This is a genomic window from Micromonospora pisi, assembly GCF_003633685.1.
GTDB classification, from domain to species: Bacteria; Actinomycetota; Actinomycetes; order Mycobacteriales; family Micromonosporaceae; genus Micromonospora_G; species Micromonospora_G pisi.
In genome coordinates this window covers 5,085,339-5,104,025 of record NZ_RBKT01000001.1, presented here as the reverse complement: position 1 = coordinate 5,104,025, position 18,687 = coordinate 5,085,339, and the positions used below count along the sequence as shown (strand labels likewise).

Here is an 18,687-nt window from a genome sequence, read left to right as displayed (position 1 = left end):
GACAAGGATTCCCGGCGCCGCCAACCCGAGCACACGCTCAGTAGCTGGGGCGTTGCAGCAGGCTCAGGAACTCGACCAGCAACCGCTCGCGCAGCCGTACCGGGGCGGCATTCAACAAAGTGTTGATCATTGCCGTCCGTTCCGGCAACGGCGCCGACGACACAGCGCCGTCCTCGGCCGCCGCCGAGTCACCCGCCGACCCACCGGCACCACCGACCCCCAACCCGGCGGCCATCCCGGCGACCAACTCCGGCGTCAACTGCTCCGGCGTCAACGCACCCGCCAGCGCCAGCAGCTCCGCCGGCAACCGGACCGGGCCGGCCGCCCGTGCCGCGACCACCGCCGCACGCAGGTCCACCCCGAAATCCGCCACCCGTGGCGCGACCGCCGCCGTCACCGTCAGGTGCACACTCGACGGAAGATCGCCGTACGCCATCTGGGGTTGGGTGTGCCAACCACGGACGGTGAGTTCGTCGACCAGGACAAACAGGTCGAGCGCCGGGTCCTCGCTGGTGAAACAGACCACGGTCGCCTCGGGCTCGGCCAACAGGCGCAACCCGTCGACGCCGGCCACCTCCTCGGCCAGCCCTCGGACCGCCGCCAGGGTGGTCCGGGCCAACTCCAGATAACCGGCGTCCCCGATGTGCCGCAGGGTGGCGAAGGCCCCGGCGATCGGCCCACCGGAACGGGTCGAGGAGATCACCGGATTGACCATCGTGTAGCCGGGCCACTCGGCGAAGGCGAAGTACTGCGCCCGCCGCAACCCGGCGTCCCGGTGCAGCAGCACCGATACACCCTTCGGCGTGTAGGCGTACTTGTGCAGGTCCACCGAGATCGAGGTGACCCCCGGAACCGAGAAGTCGAACGGCGGCACCTCGACCCCGAGCCGGCGCAGGTACGGCAGGGTCCAGCCACCGAAACAGGCGTCCACATGGCAGCGCACCCCGGCCGCCGCGGCAATCTCCGCGATCGCGGCCACCGGATCGACCACCCCGTGCGCGTACGACGGCGCGGAACACGCCACCAGCACCGTTGACGAGCCGATCGCGGCGGCGACGTCGGCCGGATCCGGACGCAGAGTCTTCGGCGACACCGGCACCAGGTCGAGCGCCACACCGAGGTAGTGCGCCGCCTTCGCGAACGCCGCATGCGCGGTCACCGGCACGACCAGCCGGGGCGCCCCGACGTCGGCGCGCGCGTCCCGGGCCGTCTTCACCGCCAGCATCAGCGACTCGGTGCCGCCCCCGGTGACGCTGCCGACCACCTCCGGCGCACTGCTGCCCGGACCACCGCCGAGCACTGACGCGGCCGCACCCACGAGCGCGTTCTCCATCGCCAGCAGGGATGGAAAGGCGGTCGGGTCGAGCCCGTTCACCTGGGCCGACAACGCGTACGCCGAGTGGGCCAGCTCGTCCAGGCCGGGCACCGCCGGGTCGTAGACGTAGGCGAACAACTGCCCGCCGTGCGTCGGCCGGTCCGCGGCCCGCAGCCGCCGTACCTCCGCCAGCACCTCGGCCGCAGGTACCCCGCTCGCCGGCAACCCCTCAACCATGCCGGTCACCGTAACAGTGGAAGGAAGGGCCCCTTGTTATCGGATTTTGTATAGGAAGGGGCCCTTCCTAACACCTGAGCGGCGGCTACGGCCGCGGCGCCGGAGACGCAACGGGGCGGGCGGGGGCGGGGGCGGGGTCGGGGTCGGGGTCGGCGGGGGCGGCGGGAGTGAGGTCGGCGGGGGTGAGGTGGTAGCGACGCAGGAAGAACAGCGGCAGACCCACCAGCAGTGCCGGCAGCACGGTGAAACCGAGCAGCACGCCCAGGCGGGCGTTCGCCGACTGCGCCGCCGCCACCCCGGTATCCGACGAGACGTAACCGAAGAGCTGCAACACCAGCCCGTAGATCCCCGGCCCGAAAGCCAGCCCGAAGGTCTCCCCCGCCGTCCACACGCCGGTGAACACCCCCGCCTGCCGGCGCCCGGTACGCACGGTGTCGTACGCGATGCAGTCCGGCAACATGGCCAACGCGAACACCTGCAGGCCGGCGTACCCGCAGCCGATCACCACGATCATCAGGTACGGCAGCACGTACGGCAGCAGCGGCGAGGCGACCAGCGCGAACGCTCCCGCCGCGAAGATCAGCGACGCCCAGACGAAGGCCCGCAGCTTGCCCACCCGGGCACCGACCCGGGACCAGACGGGCATCACCAGCAACGCCGGGCCGACAAACGCCGCGAACGCCAACGTGGTGCCGCTTCCCGTGTCGCCCAGCACCTGCACGACGAAGTAGTTGACCCCGGCGAGCACGGTGGCGATCCCCGCCGACTGGACCACAAAACAGGCCAGCAGCAACCGGAAGGGTCGGTTCCCGGCCACCACCGCGAGTTGGGCGCGCAGGGTCGGCTCGCTCTCCGCGACCGCACCGGCCGGGACGGCACGGGTGCCGACGAAGGCACCCACCGCCCCGGCAAGAATCAACACCCCGACGAACAGCCCCATCCAGCGGTGACCGGACAGCCCCGAACCGCCCGCCGCGACCACCATCGGCGCGACCGCACCGGAGACCAGGATGGCGATTGCCAGCACCGCGATCCGCCAGGTCATCAGGCGGGTGCGCTCCTGGTAGTCGGTGGTCAGCTCGGCCGGCATCGCCACGTACGGCACCTGGAAGAAGGCAAACGCGGTGGCGGTGGCCAGGAAGGCGAGCGCGACGTACCAGCCGGCGTCCGTACCGGTGCCGAACGGGCCCGCGAACATCGCCGCGAAGAGCACCGCCAGCGCCACCCCGCCGAGCAGCAGGTACGGACGACGCGGGCCCCACCGGGAGCGGGTCCGGTCGGAGATCCGGCCGACCACCGGGTTCACCAGGACGTCCCACGCCTTCGGCAGCAGCACCAGCAGCGCCGCGACGCCGGCCGCGATACCCAACGTGTCGGTCAGGTAAGGCAGCAACACCAGCCCGGGTACGGTGCCGAACGCCCCGGTGGCGAGCGAACCGAGCGAGTAACCGGCCCGGACCCGGCGGGGCAGGGTGTGACCGGCGGCCTGGCTCTGCGGGTACGGCGGAGTCATGGGGGCGAATGCTAGTGGCGGGAAACGACTCGCCGTACCCCCCGAAGATCCGACGCTGGACGCCCGTCGGCTGAGCGTCCGGTCAGTCCGGCGGCGACCAGGCCGCGGTCCGCAGGTCCACCCGCTCGCCACGCATCGGCGTGCCCTCGGCCACCAACCGGGCCCGCGCCCGGGTCTCGTGCCCCGGCGGCAACCGCCCGGCCGAGTTGACCACCCGGTACCAGGGCACCCCGCCACCGTGCCGCTTCATGATCGAGCCGACCTGGCGGGCCGAGTTGCGCCCGGAGCGCTCGGCCAACGCGTCCGCGATCGCACCGTACGACATCGCCCGTCCCGGCGGAATCCGCTCGACCAGCGCGAGCACCTCTTCGACGTACTCTTCCGTCGTCACAAACCGCCAGCATATGGGAGCCGAACGCCACCCGCCGACGGTCGCCGCGCAGAATGGGCGGGTGCGTGAAGCAGTCACAGCAGCACGGCGGATCGTGGTCAAGGTCGGCTCGTCCTCGCTGACCACCGCCAGCGGCGGCCTCGACACCGACCGGGTCGACGCCCTCACCGACGTACTCGCCGCCCTGGCGAACGACGGCCGGGAGATCGTGCTGGTCTCCTCCGGTGCGATCGCCGCCGGCCTCGCCCCACTGGGACTGCCGCGCCGGCCCGGTGACCTGGCCACCCAGCAGGCCGCCGCGAGCGTCGGGCAGGGCCTGCTGATCGGCCAGTACGCGACCAGCTTCGCCCGGCACCGACGCACCGTCGGGCAGGTGCTGCTCACCGTCGACGACGTGACCCGTCGGGTGCACTACCGCAACGCGTACCGGACCCTGCGCAAGCTGCTCGACCTGCGCGCCGTACCGATCGTGAACGAGAACGACACGGTCGCCACCGACGAGATCCGGTTCGGCGACAACGACCGGCTCGCCGCCCTCGTCGCCGCCCTGGTCCAGGCCGACCTGCTGGTGCTCCTCTCGGATGTCGACGCCCTCTACACCGGCGACCCCGCCCGGCCGGAGAGCCGCCGGATCGAGGAGGTGCACAGCACCGACGAGCTGGCCGAGGTGGCGATCGGCCGGGCCGGGCGTTCCGGTGTCGGCACCGGCGGCATGGTCACCAAGGTCGAGGCGGCCCGGATCGCCACCGGTTTCGGTATCCCGGTGGTGCTCACCGCCGCTCCGCTGGCCGCGCAGGCGCTGGCCGGTGACCCGGTCGGCACCCTGTTCCACCGGGCGGTACACCGTCCCACCGCCCGGCTGTTCTGGCTTGCCCACGCCACCTCGCCACGCGGGCGACTGCACCTCGACCCGGGCGCGGTCCAGGCGGTGGTGGGGCGACGCAAGTCGCTGCTGCCGGCGGGCATCACCGCCGTCGACGGCACCTTCACCGCCGGTGACCCGGTGGACCTGGTCGACACCATGGGCACCCCGGTCGCCCGTGGACTGGTCAACTACGACGCGGTGGAGCTGCCCGGTCTGCTCGGGCGCTCGACCGTCGACCTCGCCGCCGCGCTGGGTCCCGCGTACGAACGTGAGGTCGTCCACCGCGACGATCTTGTCCTGCTGTGAGTTCTGCTGTTAGGAAGGGCCCCTTCCTCTACCGGAAACGATAGGAAGGGGCCCTTCCTTACACCTGTGAGGAGCTGTAGATGAGCGTTATCGAGCAGGCACGCCGGGCCCGTACGGCGGCCGGCGTGCTCGCCACCGCCACCCGTACGGTCAAGGACGCCGGGCTGCACGCGATGGCCGACGCGCTGGTCGCCCGTACGCCGGAGATCCTCACCGCGAACGAGGCGGACCTGGCTGCCGGCCGCGCGGCCGGCCTCTCCCCGGCGATCCTGGACCGGTTGGCGCTCACCGCCGAGCGGGTGGCCGGGATCGCCGAGGCGCTGCGCGAGATGGCCGCGCTGGCCGACCCGGTCGGTGAGGTGGTCCGGGGCTCGACCCTGCCGAACGGCCTGGAGCTGCGCCAGATCCGGGTGCCGTTCGGGGTGGTGGGCATCATCTACGAGGCCCGGCCGAACGTGACCGTCGACGCCGCCGGCATCTGCCTCAAGTCCGGCAACGCGGCGCTGCTGCGGGGCTCCTCCTCGGCGGCCCACTCGAACGCGGCGCTGGTCGGGGTGCTGCGTGACGCGGTCGCCGGCGCCGGCCTGCCGGCTGACGCGATCCAACTGCTCGACGCCTCCTCGCGGGACTCGGTGAAGCAGCTGATGCGGGCCCGGGGACTGGTCGACGTGCTGATCCCGCGCGGCGGCGCGTCGCTGATCCGGACCGTGGTCGAGGAGTCGACCGTGCCGGTGATCGAGACCGGGGTCGGTAACTGCCATGTCTACGTCGACGCCGCCGCGGACGTGGCGAAGGCGATCGACATCGTGCTCAACTCCAAGACCCAGCGCCTGTCGACCTGCAACACGGCCGAGTCGCTGCTGGTCCACGCGGAGATCGCGGACGTGTTCCTGCCGCCGATGCTCGCCGCCTTCGTCGCCGCCGGGGTCACCGTGCACGGTGACGACCGGGTCCGGGCGTACTCGGCCGCCGTCGTTGCGGCGACCGAGGAGGACTACGGCACGGAGTACCTGGCGGCGGAGATCTCCGCCGCCGTCGTCGACTCGCTCGACGTCGCGGTCGGGCACATCCAGCGGTACGGCACCCAGCACACCGAGGCGATCGTGACCGACTCGGCGAGTGCGGCGCGGGAGTTCGTCGCGCGGGTCGACTCGGCTGCGGTGATGGTCAACGCGTCGACCCGGTTCACCGACGGTGGCGAGTTCGGCTTCGGGGCGGAGATCGGCATCTCCACCCAGAAGCTGCACGCCCGGGGCCCGATGGGGCTGCCGGAGCTGACCTCGACCAAGTACGTGGTCACCGGCGACGGCCACCTGCGCGGCTGACCGGCCGGGCCGGCCGGTTCACCGGCAGGCGCGGATCACCAGCAGCGTGGTGTGTACGTCGAACGTGTCGCCGTCCTCGCTGGGCCAGCCGCCGTCGCTGCGCTGGGTCTCGGCGAGGCGGCGGCGGGCGGCGAGCAGCAGCCAGTCGTCCGGGTTGACGCCGGCCCGGACCAGCGCCGAGGCCATCCAGGCCACGTCCGCCGGGGACATTTCGGCCAACCGGTCGCCGAGCACGCCCTGGATCCGCGCCGACTCGTAGAACATCTCCTGGTGGTAGAGGACGGCGGCGGACATCCAGCCGGCGGCCAGGAACGAGGGCCAGGTGCCGTCGGGTCGGAGCCGGGCGGCGATCGCCTGTGCGGCGGCCCGTACCTGGGCCGCGTACGGCCGGTCGCCCTGCTGGTCGGGCTGGTCGAGCGGGGTGGCTGCGCGGGCGTCCAGTTCGGCCACGGTGAGCCAGAAGCCGGCGCTGGCGGTGAGGAAGAGTTCGGCCTCGGGGTCACCGGGCCTGGCCCAGCTCGGCGCCTCCCGGGCCAGCGCCTCGTCCTCCTCCCAGGTGCCGTCCGGTCGCTGCCCGGCGGCGAGCCAGTCCAGGGCGCGTCGGGCGGCGGGCCGGTCGAGCGCGCCGAGGTCGTCGAGTTCGGCCAGCCGGAAGCAGGTGGCGTCGATGGAGGCGACCCCGGTCCCCCAGACCGCCGGCCAACCACCGTCCGGGGCCCCGCCCATCTCCGCGTCGGCGAGGATCTCCGCCGGGGGTGCCGCGCCGGTACGCAGCCAGGAGAGGCGGGCGCGGTCGACCGCGTCGCCGTGTGCGACGACAAAGCCGATCGCACCGTCCATGTCGACGGTACGGGTGCGGTCGGTCTCCGCCATCGGGGAGCCGTCGAGGCCCATCAGCGGAGCGGATCCGTCCGTGTCCGTGAGGGGAGAACCGTTCATGTCCACCACGGGACAGAAGGCTACCGGCGGCCTCCACTCCCTGCCTCGGTAAGTCAGCCGAGGTCAACTACCCGGTCGGCAGCGGTATCCATCGCCGATGGTCGATCAGAAACGGGCGCCGCGACAGGAAAGGCTCCTTCCGCCCCGGTATCGGGGGACGGAAGGAGCCTTCACCTGACGTTCAGTGCGCTTCCAAGCACCACCAGTGGTGGCGGGTGTGACGCGACGATCAGTACGCGGGCAGCGCCGGGTCGACCTGCTTGATCCAGGCGAGCACCCCGCCCTGGACGTGTACGGCGTCCCGGAACCCGGCCGCCTTCAGCGCGGCGAGGGCCTCGGCCGACCGCACCCCCGACTTGCAGTGCAGCACGATCTGCCGGTCCTGCGGCAGCTTCGACAGCGCCTCACCGGAGAGGATGTCGCCCTTCGGGATCAGCGTCGACCCGGGAATGCGGACGATCTCGTACTCGGCCGGCTCCCGGACGTCGACCAGGAAGTGATCCTTCCCGGTCTCCTGCCACTCCTTCAACTCGCTGGCGGTGATGGTGGAGCCGACCACCGCGTCCTCGGCCTCGGCCGAGACGGCGCCGCAGAAGTCCTCGTAGTCCTCCAGCAGGTCGGTCACGGTCGGGTTCTCCCCGCAGAGCACGCAGGCCGGGTCCTTCCGGACCTTGATCTTGCGGTACTCCATCTCCAGGGCGTCGTACACGGTCAGGCGTCCGACCAGCGGCTCCCCGATCCCGGTGAGCAGCTTGATCGCCTCGGTCACCTGGATCGAACCGATCGAGGCGCAGAGCACACCGAGCACGCCACCCTCGGCGCACGACGGCACCATGCCGGGCGGCGGCGGCTCCGGGTAGAGGCAGCGGTAGCAGGGGCCGTGCTCGGACCAGAAGACCGACGCCTGGCCGTCGAACCGGTAGATCGAACCCCAGACGTACGGCTTACCGAGCAGGACCGCCGCGTCGTTGACCATGTACCGGGTGGCGAAGTTGTCGGTGCCGTCCAGGATCAGGTCGTACTGGCTGAACAGCTCACGTACGTTGTCCCGGTCGAGCGCGGTGTTGTGGATCTCCACCTTGACGAGCGGGTTGATCTCACGCACGCTCGCCGCCGCGGACTCCGCCTTGGGGCGGCCGATGTCCGACTGGCCGTGGATGATCTGGCGCTGCAGGTTGGACTCGTCAACGGTGTCGAAGTCGACGATTCCGAGCGTCCCGACGCCGGCCGCGGCCAGGTACATCAGGGCCGGCGACCCCAGGCCACCGGCGCCCACACAGAGCACCCGGGCGTTCTTGAGTCGCTTCTGGCCCTCGACCCCGACATCGGGAATGATCAAGTGGCGGGAATAGCGACGAATCTCGTCAACGGTCAGCTCGGCGGCGGGCTCGACGAGCGGGGGCAACGACACGGTGAACTCCCCGGAATCGATAGTGGGCTGCCCGGCCATTGTCGCTCGCCCACCGGGGATTGACCATGAGCAGGAACACCCGTCCCAGTGATCGGGTCGGGAATAGCCGCGACACCCGCCACCGGCGGGCGGGTCCGTCACCAGCGGAAGGTCAGACCGGAGGGCCCTCGTACCGCTCCCCGTCCAGGTACGGCCACGCGTTGGCCGTACACCCGTTCAGGAAGAGCGTCTGCTGCTGCATCACGGGAGCCGGCCGGCCCTTGCCCGGACACTGCTCGTGCCCGTGTCCCAACTGGTGGCCGGTCTCGTGGTTGATCACGTAGAGCCGGTAGTCGGCCAACGGCACCTTCGCCTTCACCAGGTGGTCGACGGAGAACATCCACCGGTTCAGGTTGATGATCACCTTGCCCGGGGTCCGGCAGGACGTGTACGGCTCGCCGTCGATGCGGATGTCGGTACCACCGGCGGCGCACATGCGGGCCGCCGTCCCGGCCGTCGCGAGGTAGACGGTGAAGTCGTAACCCGAACCGCTCGGAACCCGTTGCAACCGCAGCCGGCCGCTGCCGGTCCAACTCCTCGGATCGCTCAGGGTCTCCTCCACGGCCAGCGCGAACGCCTGGACGTCCTGCTCCGAGCCGTGCTCGGTGGCGACCCGGTACCGCTGCAACGTTCCCGCGTGACCGGTCACCTTGCCGACCCCGGAGGCGTACGCGAACGTGCTCGGACCGGACGCGGGAACCTGGACCGACTCACGTAACACCGGCGGCTGCGTCGGCTCCGCCGTGCCGGGCTGCACCGTCGGCTCCGTCGGCGGCGGCGCCAGACTCGGTGACGGGGGCCGGGTCCCGGCCGCGGTCACCGGAATCTCGGCCGAGGTCAACCGGTCGACCAGGGGCGGCGCGACCAGCCCGATCAGGACCCCGCTGGCGGCCACCAGCAACACGCTGACCACCGCGAGCCGCCCACGCGGAGGTCGCCGACGCCGCGCACCCCGGTATCGATCCGAGTCATTCGCCCTGGTGGCACGTGCTCTGGACCGGGAACGGGAGCGGGAAGTGGACATCATCGACCAGCCTGCCATGTCACGGTCGGTGGCGCAGCCTCCCTGTCTCATCCAACAACGCCGTCACAGCTCGGGCGACCGTACGGGGAACCTCAAGCTGCGCCACATGACCGACGCCGTCGAGCATCAGCAGCCGACTGTCCGGGATCACCCGGGCCACCTGGGGCGCCACCCGGATGTCGACCAGCCGATCGTGCCGACCGCCGACCACCAACGTCGGCGCGGTGACCAGCCGGGCGATCCGCCAGAGCGACCCGGCACCGGGCAGGTACGCCCGCACGAAACTGCTGACGAGGCCGCGCAGCGTACGCAGGTAGGCGGCGGCGTAGTGGTCGGCGGTGTAACGGACGCGGATCTCCTCGACCGCCTCCCGCCGCCGCTGGTCGTTGATCCGGGACATGTCCGCGACACAGGCCGACAGGACCTGCAACGCCATCTCCTCCGGCTCGATCTGGGTCAACCGCCGGTATGCGAGCCGCTCCGCCAACGGGACCGCCAACAGCGGCAGCATCCGTCCCTGCAGCGATCGTCGGGGATCGAGAAAGGGCATGGCCGGTGAGATCAGGGTGAGGGTACGCACCAGGTCGGGTCGGAGTCCGGCGACCCGGACCGAGACCGCGCCGCCGAGCGAGTTGCCGAACAGGTGCACCGGCCCCCGGTCGGCGTACTCCAGGTAGCGGATCACCCGATCGGCGAAGGCCGGCAGGGTGTAACTGCGCCCCGGTTCGCTGAAACCGAACCCGGGCAGGTCGATCGCCTGTCCATCGAGCCGGTCGGCGAGCAGGCCGGCCAGGTCGGTCCAGTTCTGCCCCGAGCCGCCGAGCCCGTGCACGTACAGCGCGGGTTCGGCGCCCGGACCGGTGGCGGGGGTTTCCCGGACGTAGGTCACCAGGCCGTCGAGCAGCACCGGCCGACCCGGCCAGGGCGGTGGGCAATCGCCCTGGCAGAGCAGTTCATCAGCGCCGAGCGCCGCGCGCTTCATGCTGCAAGTGTGACGCGCATCCCGGCTACCCGACGGCTTTCCATCGATCAGACAAGCAGCGCCTCCAGCCGCCGGTTGACCGCCGCCAGGGTGGCCCGGACGACCGCCTGGCGTGGATCGCCGGCGACCAGGGCCGAGCCGGCGAGTTGCTCCACCCAGCCGTCGCAGACCAGCAGCACCACCACGGTCGCCACCTCGCAGCTACCGAACGGGACCACCGCCGCGTGTTCGACGAAACACCGGCCCATCTCGGTCACCCGGGCCGACGAGTTCAGCAGTTCGTCGATCGCGACCGCGGCGGCGACCGCGCAGAGCCGCAACACGTAACCGTCGACCGCCGGTCCGGTGGAGAGCCCGTTGGCCCGTTGGGTACCGGCGGCGAGCCGTACCTCGACCGTCGCCTCCAGGCCGAAGGTGCTGACCTGGACGTGGTCCAGGATCACCCGGGGGCCGGGCGGACCACCCGGGTTGAGCGGCCGGGACGGTGCCGTCTCGGTCGTCGTGGGTTGACCACCGGAGTACGAGGCGCCGGCGGTGACCGGGCTCCCGGTCGCCGCCCCGGAACTGTTGGCGCCAACGGTGTTGGCAGCGGCCCCCGCACTTCGGTCGTCGACGACGGCCCGGCCCTGGTGGACGGGGCGACGTCGGCGGGCCGTCTCGTCCGGCGCCTCGTCGGTCGCTCGGCGTCCCTCGGCCTGACCGGAGCCGGGCGGGCCGGACGTCGGCACCCCGGAGACCGGCATTCCCGACACCGGGACGCCGGAGACGGGGGCACCGGGCAACATCCCGCCAGCGACCGGGGTGCCGGGCAGCATCTCCCCGGGAACCGGGGTTCCGGGGAGCTTCGGTGCCGCGGCCAGACCCATCCGGTCCTGGAGCAACCGCGCCACCTGACGGCTCACCTCGGCCGGGTCGGCCCCGTCGGACAGATCCAACCGCAGGCTGTGCGCACCCGCCGGGGTGGTACGAAGGGACGCGTCGCGTACGCCGGGCACACCCCGGACAGCGGCGAGGATGGCCTTGACGTCGAAGCCCTCGGGACGATCCCGCAGCTGGCTCGGCGCGTCGTCCCGGCGCAGGTGGGTCGCGATCCGGGCGAGTTCCGGCGTCTCGGCCGACGGCTCACCGGCGACCGGTTCCGGCATGGTGGGAACGTCCGGCTCGGCCGGGACCCGCTGCGGCAGCGCCTCCGGACCCGGGTCGACGGGGCGGATCGACGTACCCGGGTCGACCGGTCCCGGGGGCGACGACGCCACCGGGTGACCCGGGTACGGCGACGCCCACGGCCGTTCGGGACCACCGGCGTGGCCCGGGCCTCCACTGACCGGGATCGGGTCCCCGGGTTCGCCGGGGACGGGGTAGCCGGCCGGCTCGGCCCCGCTCCCCGGGCCGTAGCCCGGGTGGGTGTCGGCTCCACCCGGCGGGCCGTAGCCCGGGTGGGACTCCGCCCCTGGCGCCGGGCCGTAGCCAGGGTTCGGTTCGTAGCCAGGGTTCGGGCCGTAGCCAGGGTTCGCTTCGTAGCCAGGGTTCGATTCGTACCCGGACCCCGGACCCGGCTCTCCGGGCCAGTCGGCGTCGTCCCGGCGGGCCCTGCGTGCCTCGGGCTCCGGGGACGCCGTCGCCCACGGCGGCGCCCAGCTCGACGCCCACCCGGGACGCGCCTGCTCGGCTCCGGGCTCGGGTTCGTTCGCCGGACGGGGCCATTCGGACCGGCCTTCGGCGGCAGCCGGTGGTTCGCCCTCCGAACGGGACCAGTTCGGCGCGCCGGGTCCGCTGTTGCCCGCGTTGGCCTCGGCGTCGGCCTCGTTTCGTACCCAGGACGCGGCGGCGGACTGCAGGTCGTTGCCGGACCGGGCCCAGGCCGGACGAGCCTGCTCGGTGTCCTCCGGACCGCCGTCGGATCGGGCCCAGGCCGGACGGGCCGGTTCGCCTCCGGCCGGTGCGCTGCCGGCACGCCCCCAGGACGACCGGGTGGAGCCGCCGGCCTCGGGTCCGGCACCCGACCGGGCGGACCAGTCGGGTCCGCTGCCCTCGGCCGGACCGTTGGCGCGGGTCCAGGCACTTTCCGCGCCGGAACTCGACCGGGCCCAGGCCGGCCGGGCGGGCGGGGCGTCGGGGGCGGACCGGTTCACCCGGTCGCCGTGGTCCGCCCGCTCTCCGCCGAAGTGATCACGGTCGGCCGAGGATTTCCGGTCCGACTCGTTCGGCTCGCCGGGCGCGCGGATGCTCCGCTTCGGCGGCACCAGGTCGTAGTTCGGTACGGCGCGCAGGTTGCGGTCGGGTTCCGCCGGGTTCGGTACGCCACCGGCGGCAGCCCGCTGTCCGGCGGGCGGCGCGGAGGCCGGAGCGTTCGCCTCCCGCCACCTCGACTCCCGTTCGGCGTCGCTCGCCCCGTCGGCGGTTGGCTCCGGGCCGGTCGGCTGGCCGGCCGAGGACGGGCCGGCACCACTGGTGGGGGCGTCGCCGAAGGCGTGCCGGGCCGCTTCGGCGGCTTCCGCCGATTCGGCCGTGGCAGGCGCCGTCGGCCGTTCGGAACGACCCGGAGGACGCTCCCGTCCCCTGGCCGCACGGTCCGGGGCGCCGGCCGAGCGTTCGGCACCGAGCTGCTCGGGCGCGGACGGAGGACGCGGCGCCGGTACGGCGATCCGCTCCGCGGAGAAGTCGTCTGGCTCGTCCTGGTACGGGTAGGGCGGCGCACTGGCCGGCGCCCGGTACGGCGCCCCCGGGTCCGGGTAGTGCCGCTCGCCGTACGAGGCGCCGTTGGTCGGCTGCCCCGACTCGCGGGGTCCGCCGCCGCCGGCCGCCGGGTCGGCGTACCGCCCCTCGGGGTCACCCGCCCATGCCGGCGGGGCCGGCGGCTGGCGCCACTGCGGCCGTGACTCGGAGCCGCCATCGACCGGCTTGGCCGTGTGGGGCCAGCCGGAATCGGCCGCCGCCCAACCATTGGCCGGCCGGGCCAGGTCACCATGCGGACCTGCCCCGTTGCCGTTCTCGCCGGGTGCGGCGGCCCCGGGTTGCCCTGTTTCGTCCACCGTGCGCTCCTTGGTCGCCCACGCTGAGGCTACCGTGTGGCGACAGTGGCGATAAGTTACAACGGTGGGCTAATTCAGCGGTACGACGCGACACGTCGATCCGTTCTGATTGAGATCTATGGTTGTGCGACGCGAGACCCGGAGGTACCCATGACCGCTGCTGCGGAGAACGGTGCGCAGACAGCAGGCCGACCTACCCGTCTGCCCCGCTCGGCCCGGCGCAAGCAACTGCTTGCCGCCGCCCAGGAGGTGTTCGTCGCGCAGGGTTACCACTCGGCGGCAATGGACGACATCGCCGAGCGGGCCGGCGTCTCCAAGCCGGTGCTCTACCAGCACTTCCCGGGCAAGCTGGAGCTCTACCTGGCGCTGCTGGACACGCATGCCGACGCGATCGTCGCCAGCGTCCGGGACGCGATGGCGTCCACCACCGACAACAAGGAGCGGGTCAGCGCGGCGGTACGGGCGTACTTCGACTTCGTCGACCACAAGAGCGAGGCGTTCCGGCTGGTCTTCGAGTCGGACCTGCGGAACGAGCCGGCGGTCCGGGAGCGGGTCGAACGGGTCGAGCAGGGTTGCATCGCGGCGATCACCGACACGATCATCTCCACCACCGGTGTCCACCGGGCGCGGGCCGAACTGCTCGCCTCGGGTCTGGTCGGCGCGGCGGAGACGGCGGCGCAGTTCTGGTTGGCCGCCGGCCGCCAGGTGCCGAAGTCCGAGGCGGAGGCGCTGCTCGCCGCCCTCACCTGGCGTGGCATCGCCAGCTTCCCTCTTCAGGGGGAGTCGGCCCCACCGCAGGGCGAGTCGGCCTGACAGATACCTCCGCTCATCGGATAGCCTTCGCAACGGCGAAGTTTCGCCCTGGATGAGGAGGTCCCGTGGAGGTCAAGATCGGCGTGCAGTACGCGCCGCGCGAGTTGGTGCTGGAGAGCGCGCAGACGCCGGCCGAGATCGAGCAGATCGTGACCGACGCCATCGCCAACGACGGCACCCTGTCCCTGACCGACGAGAAGGGCCGCCGGATCATCGTTCCGGTGACCAAGGTCGCCTACGTGGAGATCGCCGAGGCGTCCCCCCGGGCCGTCGGGTTCGTCGCCCGCTGAGCTGACCTGGTCGACGCCCCGAAACCGGCCGTACCGGCCGGTCCGGGGCGGGCCTGTCGGTCCGGTGGCCGGTTTCCCGCCGGTCACCGGCGGATCCGGGGCGACAAGCCCGTTCAGTTGTTCAGTCCGACCGCCGCCATCCGCGCGGTGTGCGCGGCGGTCAGCCGCCGCAGGAGCCCGGGTACGCCCACGTCACCGCCGGTTCGAGCGGTGATCAGTGTGGTCAGTCCGACCCGCTCGCCGGCCAACCGCCCGGCCTGCGACAGCCCCTCGCCCACCAGCCGCCGGGCCCACATGGAGAGCCGGTTGGCGACCTTCGGGTCGACGGCTATCGCGGCCCGGATCTCGGCACCGGCGAACTCGTCGTACCGCGAGTCGTGCAGCACCTCCAGCACGAGTCGCCGGTCCGGTTCGCTGAGCGCCGCCGCGATCTCGCGGAGGAAGTCGTCGGCGATCGCGTCGCCGACGTACGCCTTGGTCACCGCTTCCAGCCAGTCCCTGGGTTCGGTCGAGTCGTGGTACCCCTGCAGCGCTGCGGCGTACGGGGCCATGGCGTCGCCGGGTGTCACACCGAGTTCGGTGAGGCGGTCGGCGATCCGGCGGTAGTTCGCCATCTCCAGTGCCGCCATCTCGCTCAACATCGCTCGGCGGCGCAGGTCCGGGGCGAGCCGGGCGTCGGCGGCCATCCGGTCGAAGGCGGCCAGTTCGCCGTACGCGACCAGTCCGAGCAGGTCCGCCACGGGCGCGACGGTCAGGCCGGCGGCCGAACCGGACGGCGGGTACGGGATCGGCACGGCGGGGACGGGTGGCACGGTTTCCGACGAGCCAGACACGATGGCAGGTTACCGCTCCAACCGGTACGCGGTGATGACGGGAGCTACGGAGGGTCAGCAAAACGGGTGACCGACACCACATCCGTTCACCCCGGTCAACCCCGGTTCAGTCCGAGTAGGGGCGACATTTGCCCGGCTCAGGTAACATGGAGCAGTTGCCGTAGGTCTCGAGAGCCTCGAATTCCTTCCTACGGCGCGCGTGCGGCCCGGTTCTGCCCGGCACTCTGCCGAGAACCGTGTGGCCCGCGCCAAACCGAAACAGCGCCCTACGGACTAACGGGGCGCACCACGAGAGGGCACCCCCACAACCACATGAGCGATCAAATCGAAGAAGAAATGGCTGGCCAGGCTTTGGCCGCCGACGCACCGGTGCGCCCCGAGGCCCCGACCTTCGCGGACCTGGGCGCACGTCAGGAGACCGTGGACGCGCTGGCCGCTGTCGGTATCGTCCGCGCGTTCGCGATCCAGGAATACGCACTGCCGATCGCGCTGCGCGGCACCGACCTGATCGGGCAGGCGCCGACCGGCACCGGCAAGACCCTCGGATTCGGCGTACCGCTGTTGGAGCGGGTCACCGCGCCCGGCGAGGGCAGCGACGGAGTCCCGCAGGCACTGGTTGTCGTACCGACCCGGGAGTTGGGTCTGCAGGTGGCGAAGGACATCGCCGCCGCTGGCAAGACGCGTGGCGTACGGGTGCTGCCGATCTACGGTGGCGTCGCGTACGAGCCGCAGGTGGACGCGCTGCGCAAGGGTGTGGAGATCCTGGTCGGTACGCCCGGCCGGTTGATGGACCTGGCGAAGCAGAAGCACCTGCGCCTCGACGGCGTACGCGCGCTGGTCCTCGACGAGGCCGACCGGATGCTCGACCTGGGCTTCCTCGACGACGTCGAGAAGATCCTGGCGATGCTGCCGGAAAAGCGGCAGACGATGCTCTTCTCGGCCACCATGCCGGATCCGATCGTCACGCTGGCCCGGCGCTTCCTGCGCCAGCCGGTGACGATCCACGCCGGACACACCGCCGAGACCGGACCGTCGCCGCTGACCCGGCAGTTGGTCTACCGCACGCACTCGATGAACAAGGTCGAGATCGTCGCCCGGATTCTCCAGGCCGAGGGACGTGGCCTGACGATGATCTTCACGCGTACCAAGCGGGCCGCCGACCGGGTCGCCGAGGACCTCGACTTCCGTGGCTTCGCCGTGGCCGCCGTACACGGCGACCTCGGGCAGGGCGCCCGGGAGCGGGCGCTCCGCGCGTTCCGTACCGGGAAGATCGACATCCTGGTCGCCACCGACGTGGCGGCGCGCGGGCTCGACGTGACCGGCGTGACCCACGTGATCAACTACGACTGCCCGGAAGACCAGGACACGTACACGCACCGGATCGGTCGTACCGGCCGCGCCGGTGCCACCGGCGTCGCGGTCACCTTCGTCGACTGGGACGACATGCCCCGGTGGCGGATCATCGACAAGACCCTCGGGCTGGAGATGCCGGAGCCGCCGGAGACGTACCACACCTCCGCGCACCTCTACACCGACCTGGACATCCCGACGGACATCTCGGGTACGTTGCCGAGCGCCGAACGGACCCGCGCGGGCCTCTCCGCCGAGGTCGAGGAAGATCTCGGCGGCCGGTCCCGGGGCGCCCGGCGCCCGGAGAGCCGCGACAGCGGAGCCCGGGGCACTCGTAGCCGTGGACGTCGCGACGGTGGGGGCCGCGACGGTGGGGGCCGCGACGGTGGGGGCCGACCGGCCGCCGCCGACAACGACCCGGTGGTGGAGACGACCGACGAGGTCGTCCGGGCCAGCACCCGGCAGCGGCGTCGGCGCCGCGCCGGTGAGGTTGTCGCCGGTGATGCCACCGCCACCGCCACCACGGCCACGGTCACCACCGAGGGCACTGCCCCGGCGGCTGAGGCCGACGGCGACAGCGCGGAGGGCACCAGTAAGACCCGTACCCGGCGGCGCCGCCGTGGCGGGCGCGGAACGCGCGGCGCGGCCTCCGACGCCGGTACGACCGACGCCGGCCCGAGCGCGGACACCGCCACCGCCTGACCCGGCACCGACGCTCCACCGACCCGGCTCCCGAAGCTCCGTCCCGGCACCCGCCGGATGGACCGCCGGGGGCCGGGATCAGATACGCGCCGCCCGCCGCGACCGGGTGACCCTGCTGGAAGAGGCCACGTAGCCGTGCCGGAACAACTCGAACTCGCCCTCGCCGAGGTGCGTGCGCTCCTGCTCGACCCCGGGCTGACCCGGGCGGTGGCGGCTGGCCGTCGCCGGGGAGCGGCACCGACCCTCGTTCGCGCCGAGCTGCGACCGGTGACGTTGAAGGCCGGCACCCGGCTCCAGATCGCCACGTTCGACGGCTCCCGCCCGTACACCCGCAACGTCGCTCCCGGTCCGGAGTCGGACGCGGCCGTGGATGCCCTGCTGGCCGAGCCGTTCGGCAACTGGCACGTCGAAACGGCAACCGCCACGGTGCAGGTACGGGTGACCAAGAAGGGTGACGCCCAGGTGCACCGGGCCGCCGCCGACCGCGCCCCGGCCCCGCCGTCCGGACACGACCGGGCCAAGGACTACCTGCTCGATCCCGGTGACCCGCTCTTCGCCTCGGTCGGTGGCAGCGCGGCGAAGCGGCGCCAGGTGGACGCGTTCCTCCGGGCGCTGGCGGCCACCCTGCCGGCCGAGCTGACCGGACCGTTACGGGTGGTGGATCTCGGCTGCGGCAACGCGTACCTGACCTTCGCCGCCTACCGGTACCTCACCGGACGGGGCGTGGACGTCGAACTGGTCGGCGTCGACGTACGGGAGGACCAGCGGCGGCGGAACACCGAACTGGCCGAGGAACTGGGCTGCGCCGACCAGGTACGGTTCGTCGCCGGCACCATCCTGGACGCGGTCGTCGAACCGGCACCGGACCTGGTGCTGGCGCTGCACGCCTGTGACACGGCGACCGACGAGGCGCTGGCCCGGGCGGTGCGCTGGAACGCCCGCTGGGTGCTCGCCGCGCCGTGCTGCCATCACGACCTGGCCCGGCAGTTGCGCAGCCAACCGGCACCGGAGCCGTACGACCTGCTGACCCGCGAGGGCATCCTGCGGGAACGGTTCGCCGACGTACTCACCGACGCGCTCCGCGCCGGGCTGCTGCGGCTGCACGGTTACCGGGTCGAGGTGGTCGAGTTCGTCGACAGCCAGCACACGCCGCGCAACCTGTTGCTGCGGGCGCGACGCACCGGCGCGGAGCCGACCGCGCAGCAGCGGGCCGAATATGCGGGCCTGGTGTCGCAGTGGCAGGTCAACCCCCGTCTGCGCACCCTGCTGGACGAACCACATCGGACGGTTTCGCCGGTCTGACGGCTACCGGCGACCCGG

The 18,687-nt window shown here is 72.3% G+C and carries 15 protein-coding genes; 6 read left to right on the top strand and 9 right to left on the bottom strand.

The window, feature by feature from the left end; all coding sequences use genetic code 11:
- Nucleotides 1-37 precede the first annotated feature (37 nt).
- From BDK92_RS21735 to BDK92_RS21725, 3 genes are all read right to left on the bottom strand, one after another.
- Nucleotides 38-1,552 (bottom strand): pyridoxal phosphate-dependent decarboxylase family protein, encoded by a 1,515-nt coding sequence (locus BDK92_RS21735; protein ID WP_121162467.1) that lies wholly within the window; start codon nucleotides 1,550-1,552, stop codon nucleotides 38-40.
- An 85-nt stretch (nucleotides 1,553-1,637) separates the two neighbouring features.
- Nucleotides 1,638-3,065, bottom strand: coding sequence for an MFS transporter (locus BDK92_RS21730; protein WP_121158369.1), 1,428 nt, complete (start codon nucleotides 3,063-3,065; stop codon nucleotides 1,638-1,640).
- Between the two features lie 82 nt (nucleotides 3,066-3,147).
- Nucleotides 3,148-3,456, bottom strand: a complete 309-nt coding sequence (locus tag BDK92_RS21725; RefSeq protein WP_121158368.1) for an MGMT family protein — start codon at nucleotides 3,454-3,456, stop codon at nucleotides 3,148-3,150.
- A gap of 61 nt (nucleotides 3,457-3,517) precedes the next feature.
- On the opposite strand from BDK92_RS21725, the gene proB reads away from it, so the two are divergent.
- Together proB and BDK92_RS21715 are read left to right on the top strand one after the other, a co-directional pair.
- Entirely contained in the window at nucleotides 3,518-4,627 is a 1,110-nt protein-coding gene (gene proB / locus BDK92_RS21720; RefSeq protein WP_211349327.1) for a glutamate 5-kinase, read from the top strand.
- Nucleotides 4,628-4,707: 80 nt separating this feature from the next.
- Nucleotides 4,708-5,952 carry a glutamate-5-semialdehyde dehydrogenase gene (locus BDK92_RS21715; protein WP_121158366.1) on the top strand — a complete coding sequence of 415 codons (1,245 nt, stop codon included), beginning with the start codon at nucleotides 4,708-4,710 and terminating at the stop codon, nucleotides 5,950-5,952.
- An 18-nt stretch (nucleotides 5,953-5,970) separates the two neighbouring features.
- On the opposite strand, the gene BDK92_RS21710 is transcribed toward BDK92_RS21715, so the two are convergent.
- The 5 genes from BDK92_RS21710 to BDK92_RS21690 all read right to left on the bottom strand — a co-directional run bounded on the left by BDK92_RS21710 (nucleotide 5,971) and on the right by BDK92_RS21690 (nucleotide 13,379).
- Nucleotides 5,971-6,846, bottom strand: a complete 876-nt coding sequence (locus tag BDK92_RS21710) for a prenyltransferase/squalene oxidase repeat-containing protein (protein ID WP_121162466.1) — start codon at nucleotides 6,844-6,846, stop codon at nucleotides 5,971-5,973.
- Between the two features lie 274 nt (nucleotides 6,847-7,120).
- On the bottom strand, nucleotides 7,121-8,341 hold the full coding sequence (gene moeZ, locus BDK92_RS21705; RefSeq protein ID WP_211349326.1) for an adenylyltransferase/sulfurtransferase MoeZ: 1,221 nt from the start codon (nucleotides 8,339-8,341) through the stop codon (nucleotides 7,121-7,123).
- A 112-nt stretch (nucleotides 8,342-8,453) separates the two neighbouring features.
- Nucleotides 8,454-9,245 carry a DUF3152 domain-containing protein gene (locus BDK92_RS21700; RefSeq protein ID WP_246017180.1) on the bottom strand — a complete coding sequence of 264 codons (792 nt, stop codon included), beginning with the start codon at nucleotides 9,243-9,245 and terminating at the stop codon, nucleotides 8,454-8,456.
- Nucleotides 9,246-9,384: 139 nt separating this feature from the next.
- Complete coding sequence (locus BDK92_RS21695; protein ID WP_121158364.1) at nucleotides 9,385-10,347, bottom strand: alpha/beta fold hydrolase; 963 nt, start codon at nucleotides 10,345-10,347, stop codon at nucleotides 9,385-9,387.
- Nucleotides 10,348-10,394: 47 nt separating this feature from the next.
- Entirely contained in the window at nucleotides 10,395-13,379 is a 2,985-nt protein-coding gene (locus BDK92_RS21690; RefSeq protein WP_246017179.1) for a hypothetical protein, read from the bottom strand.
- Between the two features lie 150 nt (nucleotides 13,380-13,529).
- Here BDK92_RS21690 and BDK92_RS21685 point away from each other — a divergent pair, with 150 nt between their 5' ends.
- Nucleotides 13,530-14,192, top strand: a complete 663-nt coding sequence (locus BDK92_RS21685; protein ID WP_121158363.1) for a TetR/AcrR family transcriptional regulator — start codon at nucleotides 13,530-13,532, stop codon at nucleotides 14,190-14,192.
- A 65-nt stretch (nucleotides 14,193-14,257) separates the two neighbouring features.
- A complete protein-coding gene (locus BDK92_RS21680; protein ID WP_121158362.1) occupies nucleotides 14,258-14,482 on the top strand; it encodes a DUF3107 domain-containing protein in 225 nt (74 codons plus the stop codon).
- Between the two features lie 113 nt (nucleotides 14,483-14,595).
- Here BDK92_RS21680 and BDK92_RS21675 read toward each other — a convergent pair whose 3' ends face one another.
- Nucleotides 14,596-15,315 (bottom strand): ferritin-like fold-containing protein, encoded by a 720-nt coding sequence (locus BDK92_RS21675; protein ID WP_246017178.1) that lies wholly within the window; start codon nucleotides 15,313-15,315, stop codon nucleotides 14,596-14,598.
- A gap of 312 nt (nucleotides 15,316-15,627) precedes the next feature.
- Between BDK92_RS21675 and BDK92_RS21670 the strand changes: the two genes are divergently transcribed.
- The gene (locus tag BDK92_RS21670) at nucleotides 15,628-17,367 is read left to right on the top strand and encodes a DEAD/DEAH box helicase (RefSeq protein ID WP_121158361.1); all 1,740 of its coding nucleotides are present in this window, start codon (nucleotides 15,628-15,630) and stop codon (nucleotides 17,365-17,367) included.
- Between the two features lie 135 nt (nucleotides 17,368-17,502).
- Nucleotides 17,503-18,669 (top strand): class I SAM-dependent methyltransferase, encoded by a 1,167-nt coding sequence (locus tag BDK92_RS21665; protein ID WP_121158360.1) that lies wholly within the window; start codon nucleotides 17,503-17,505, stop codon nucleotides 18,667-18,669.
- Nucleotides 18,670-18,687 lie beyond the last annotated feature (18 nt).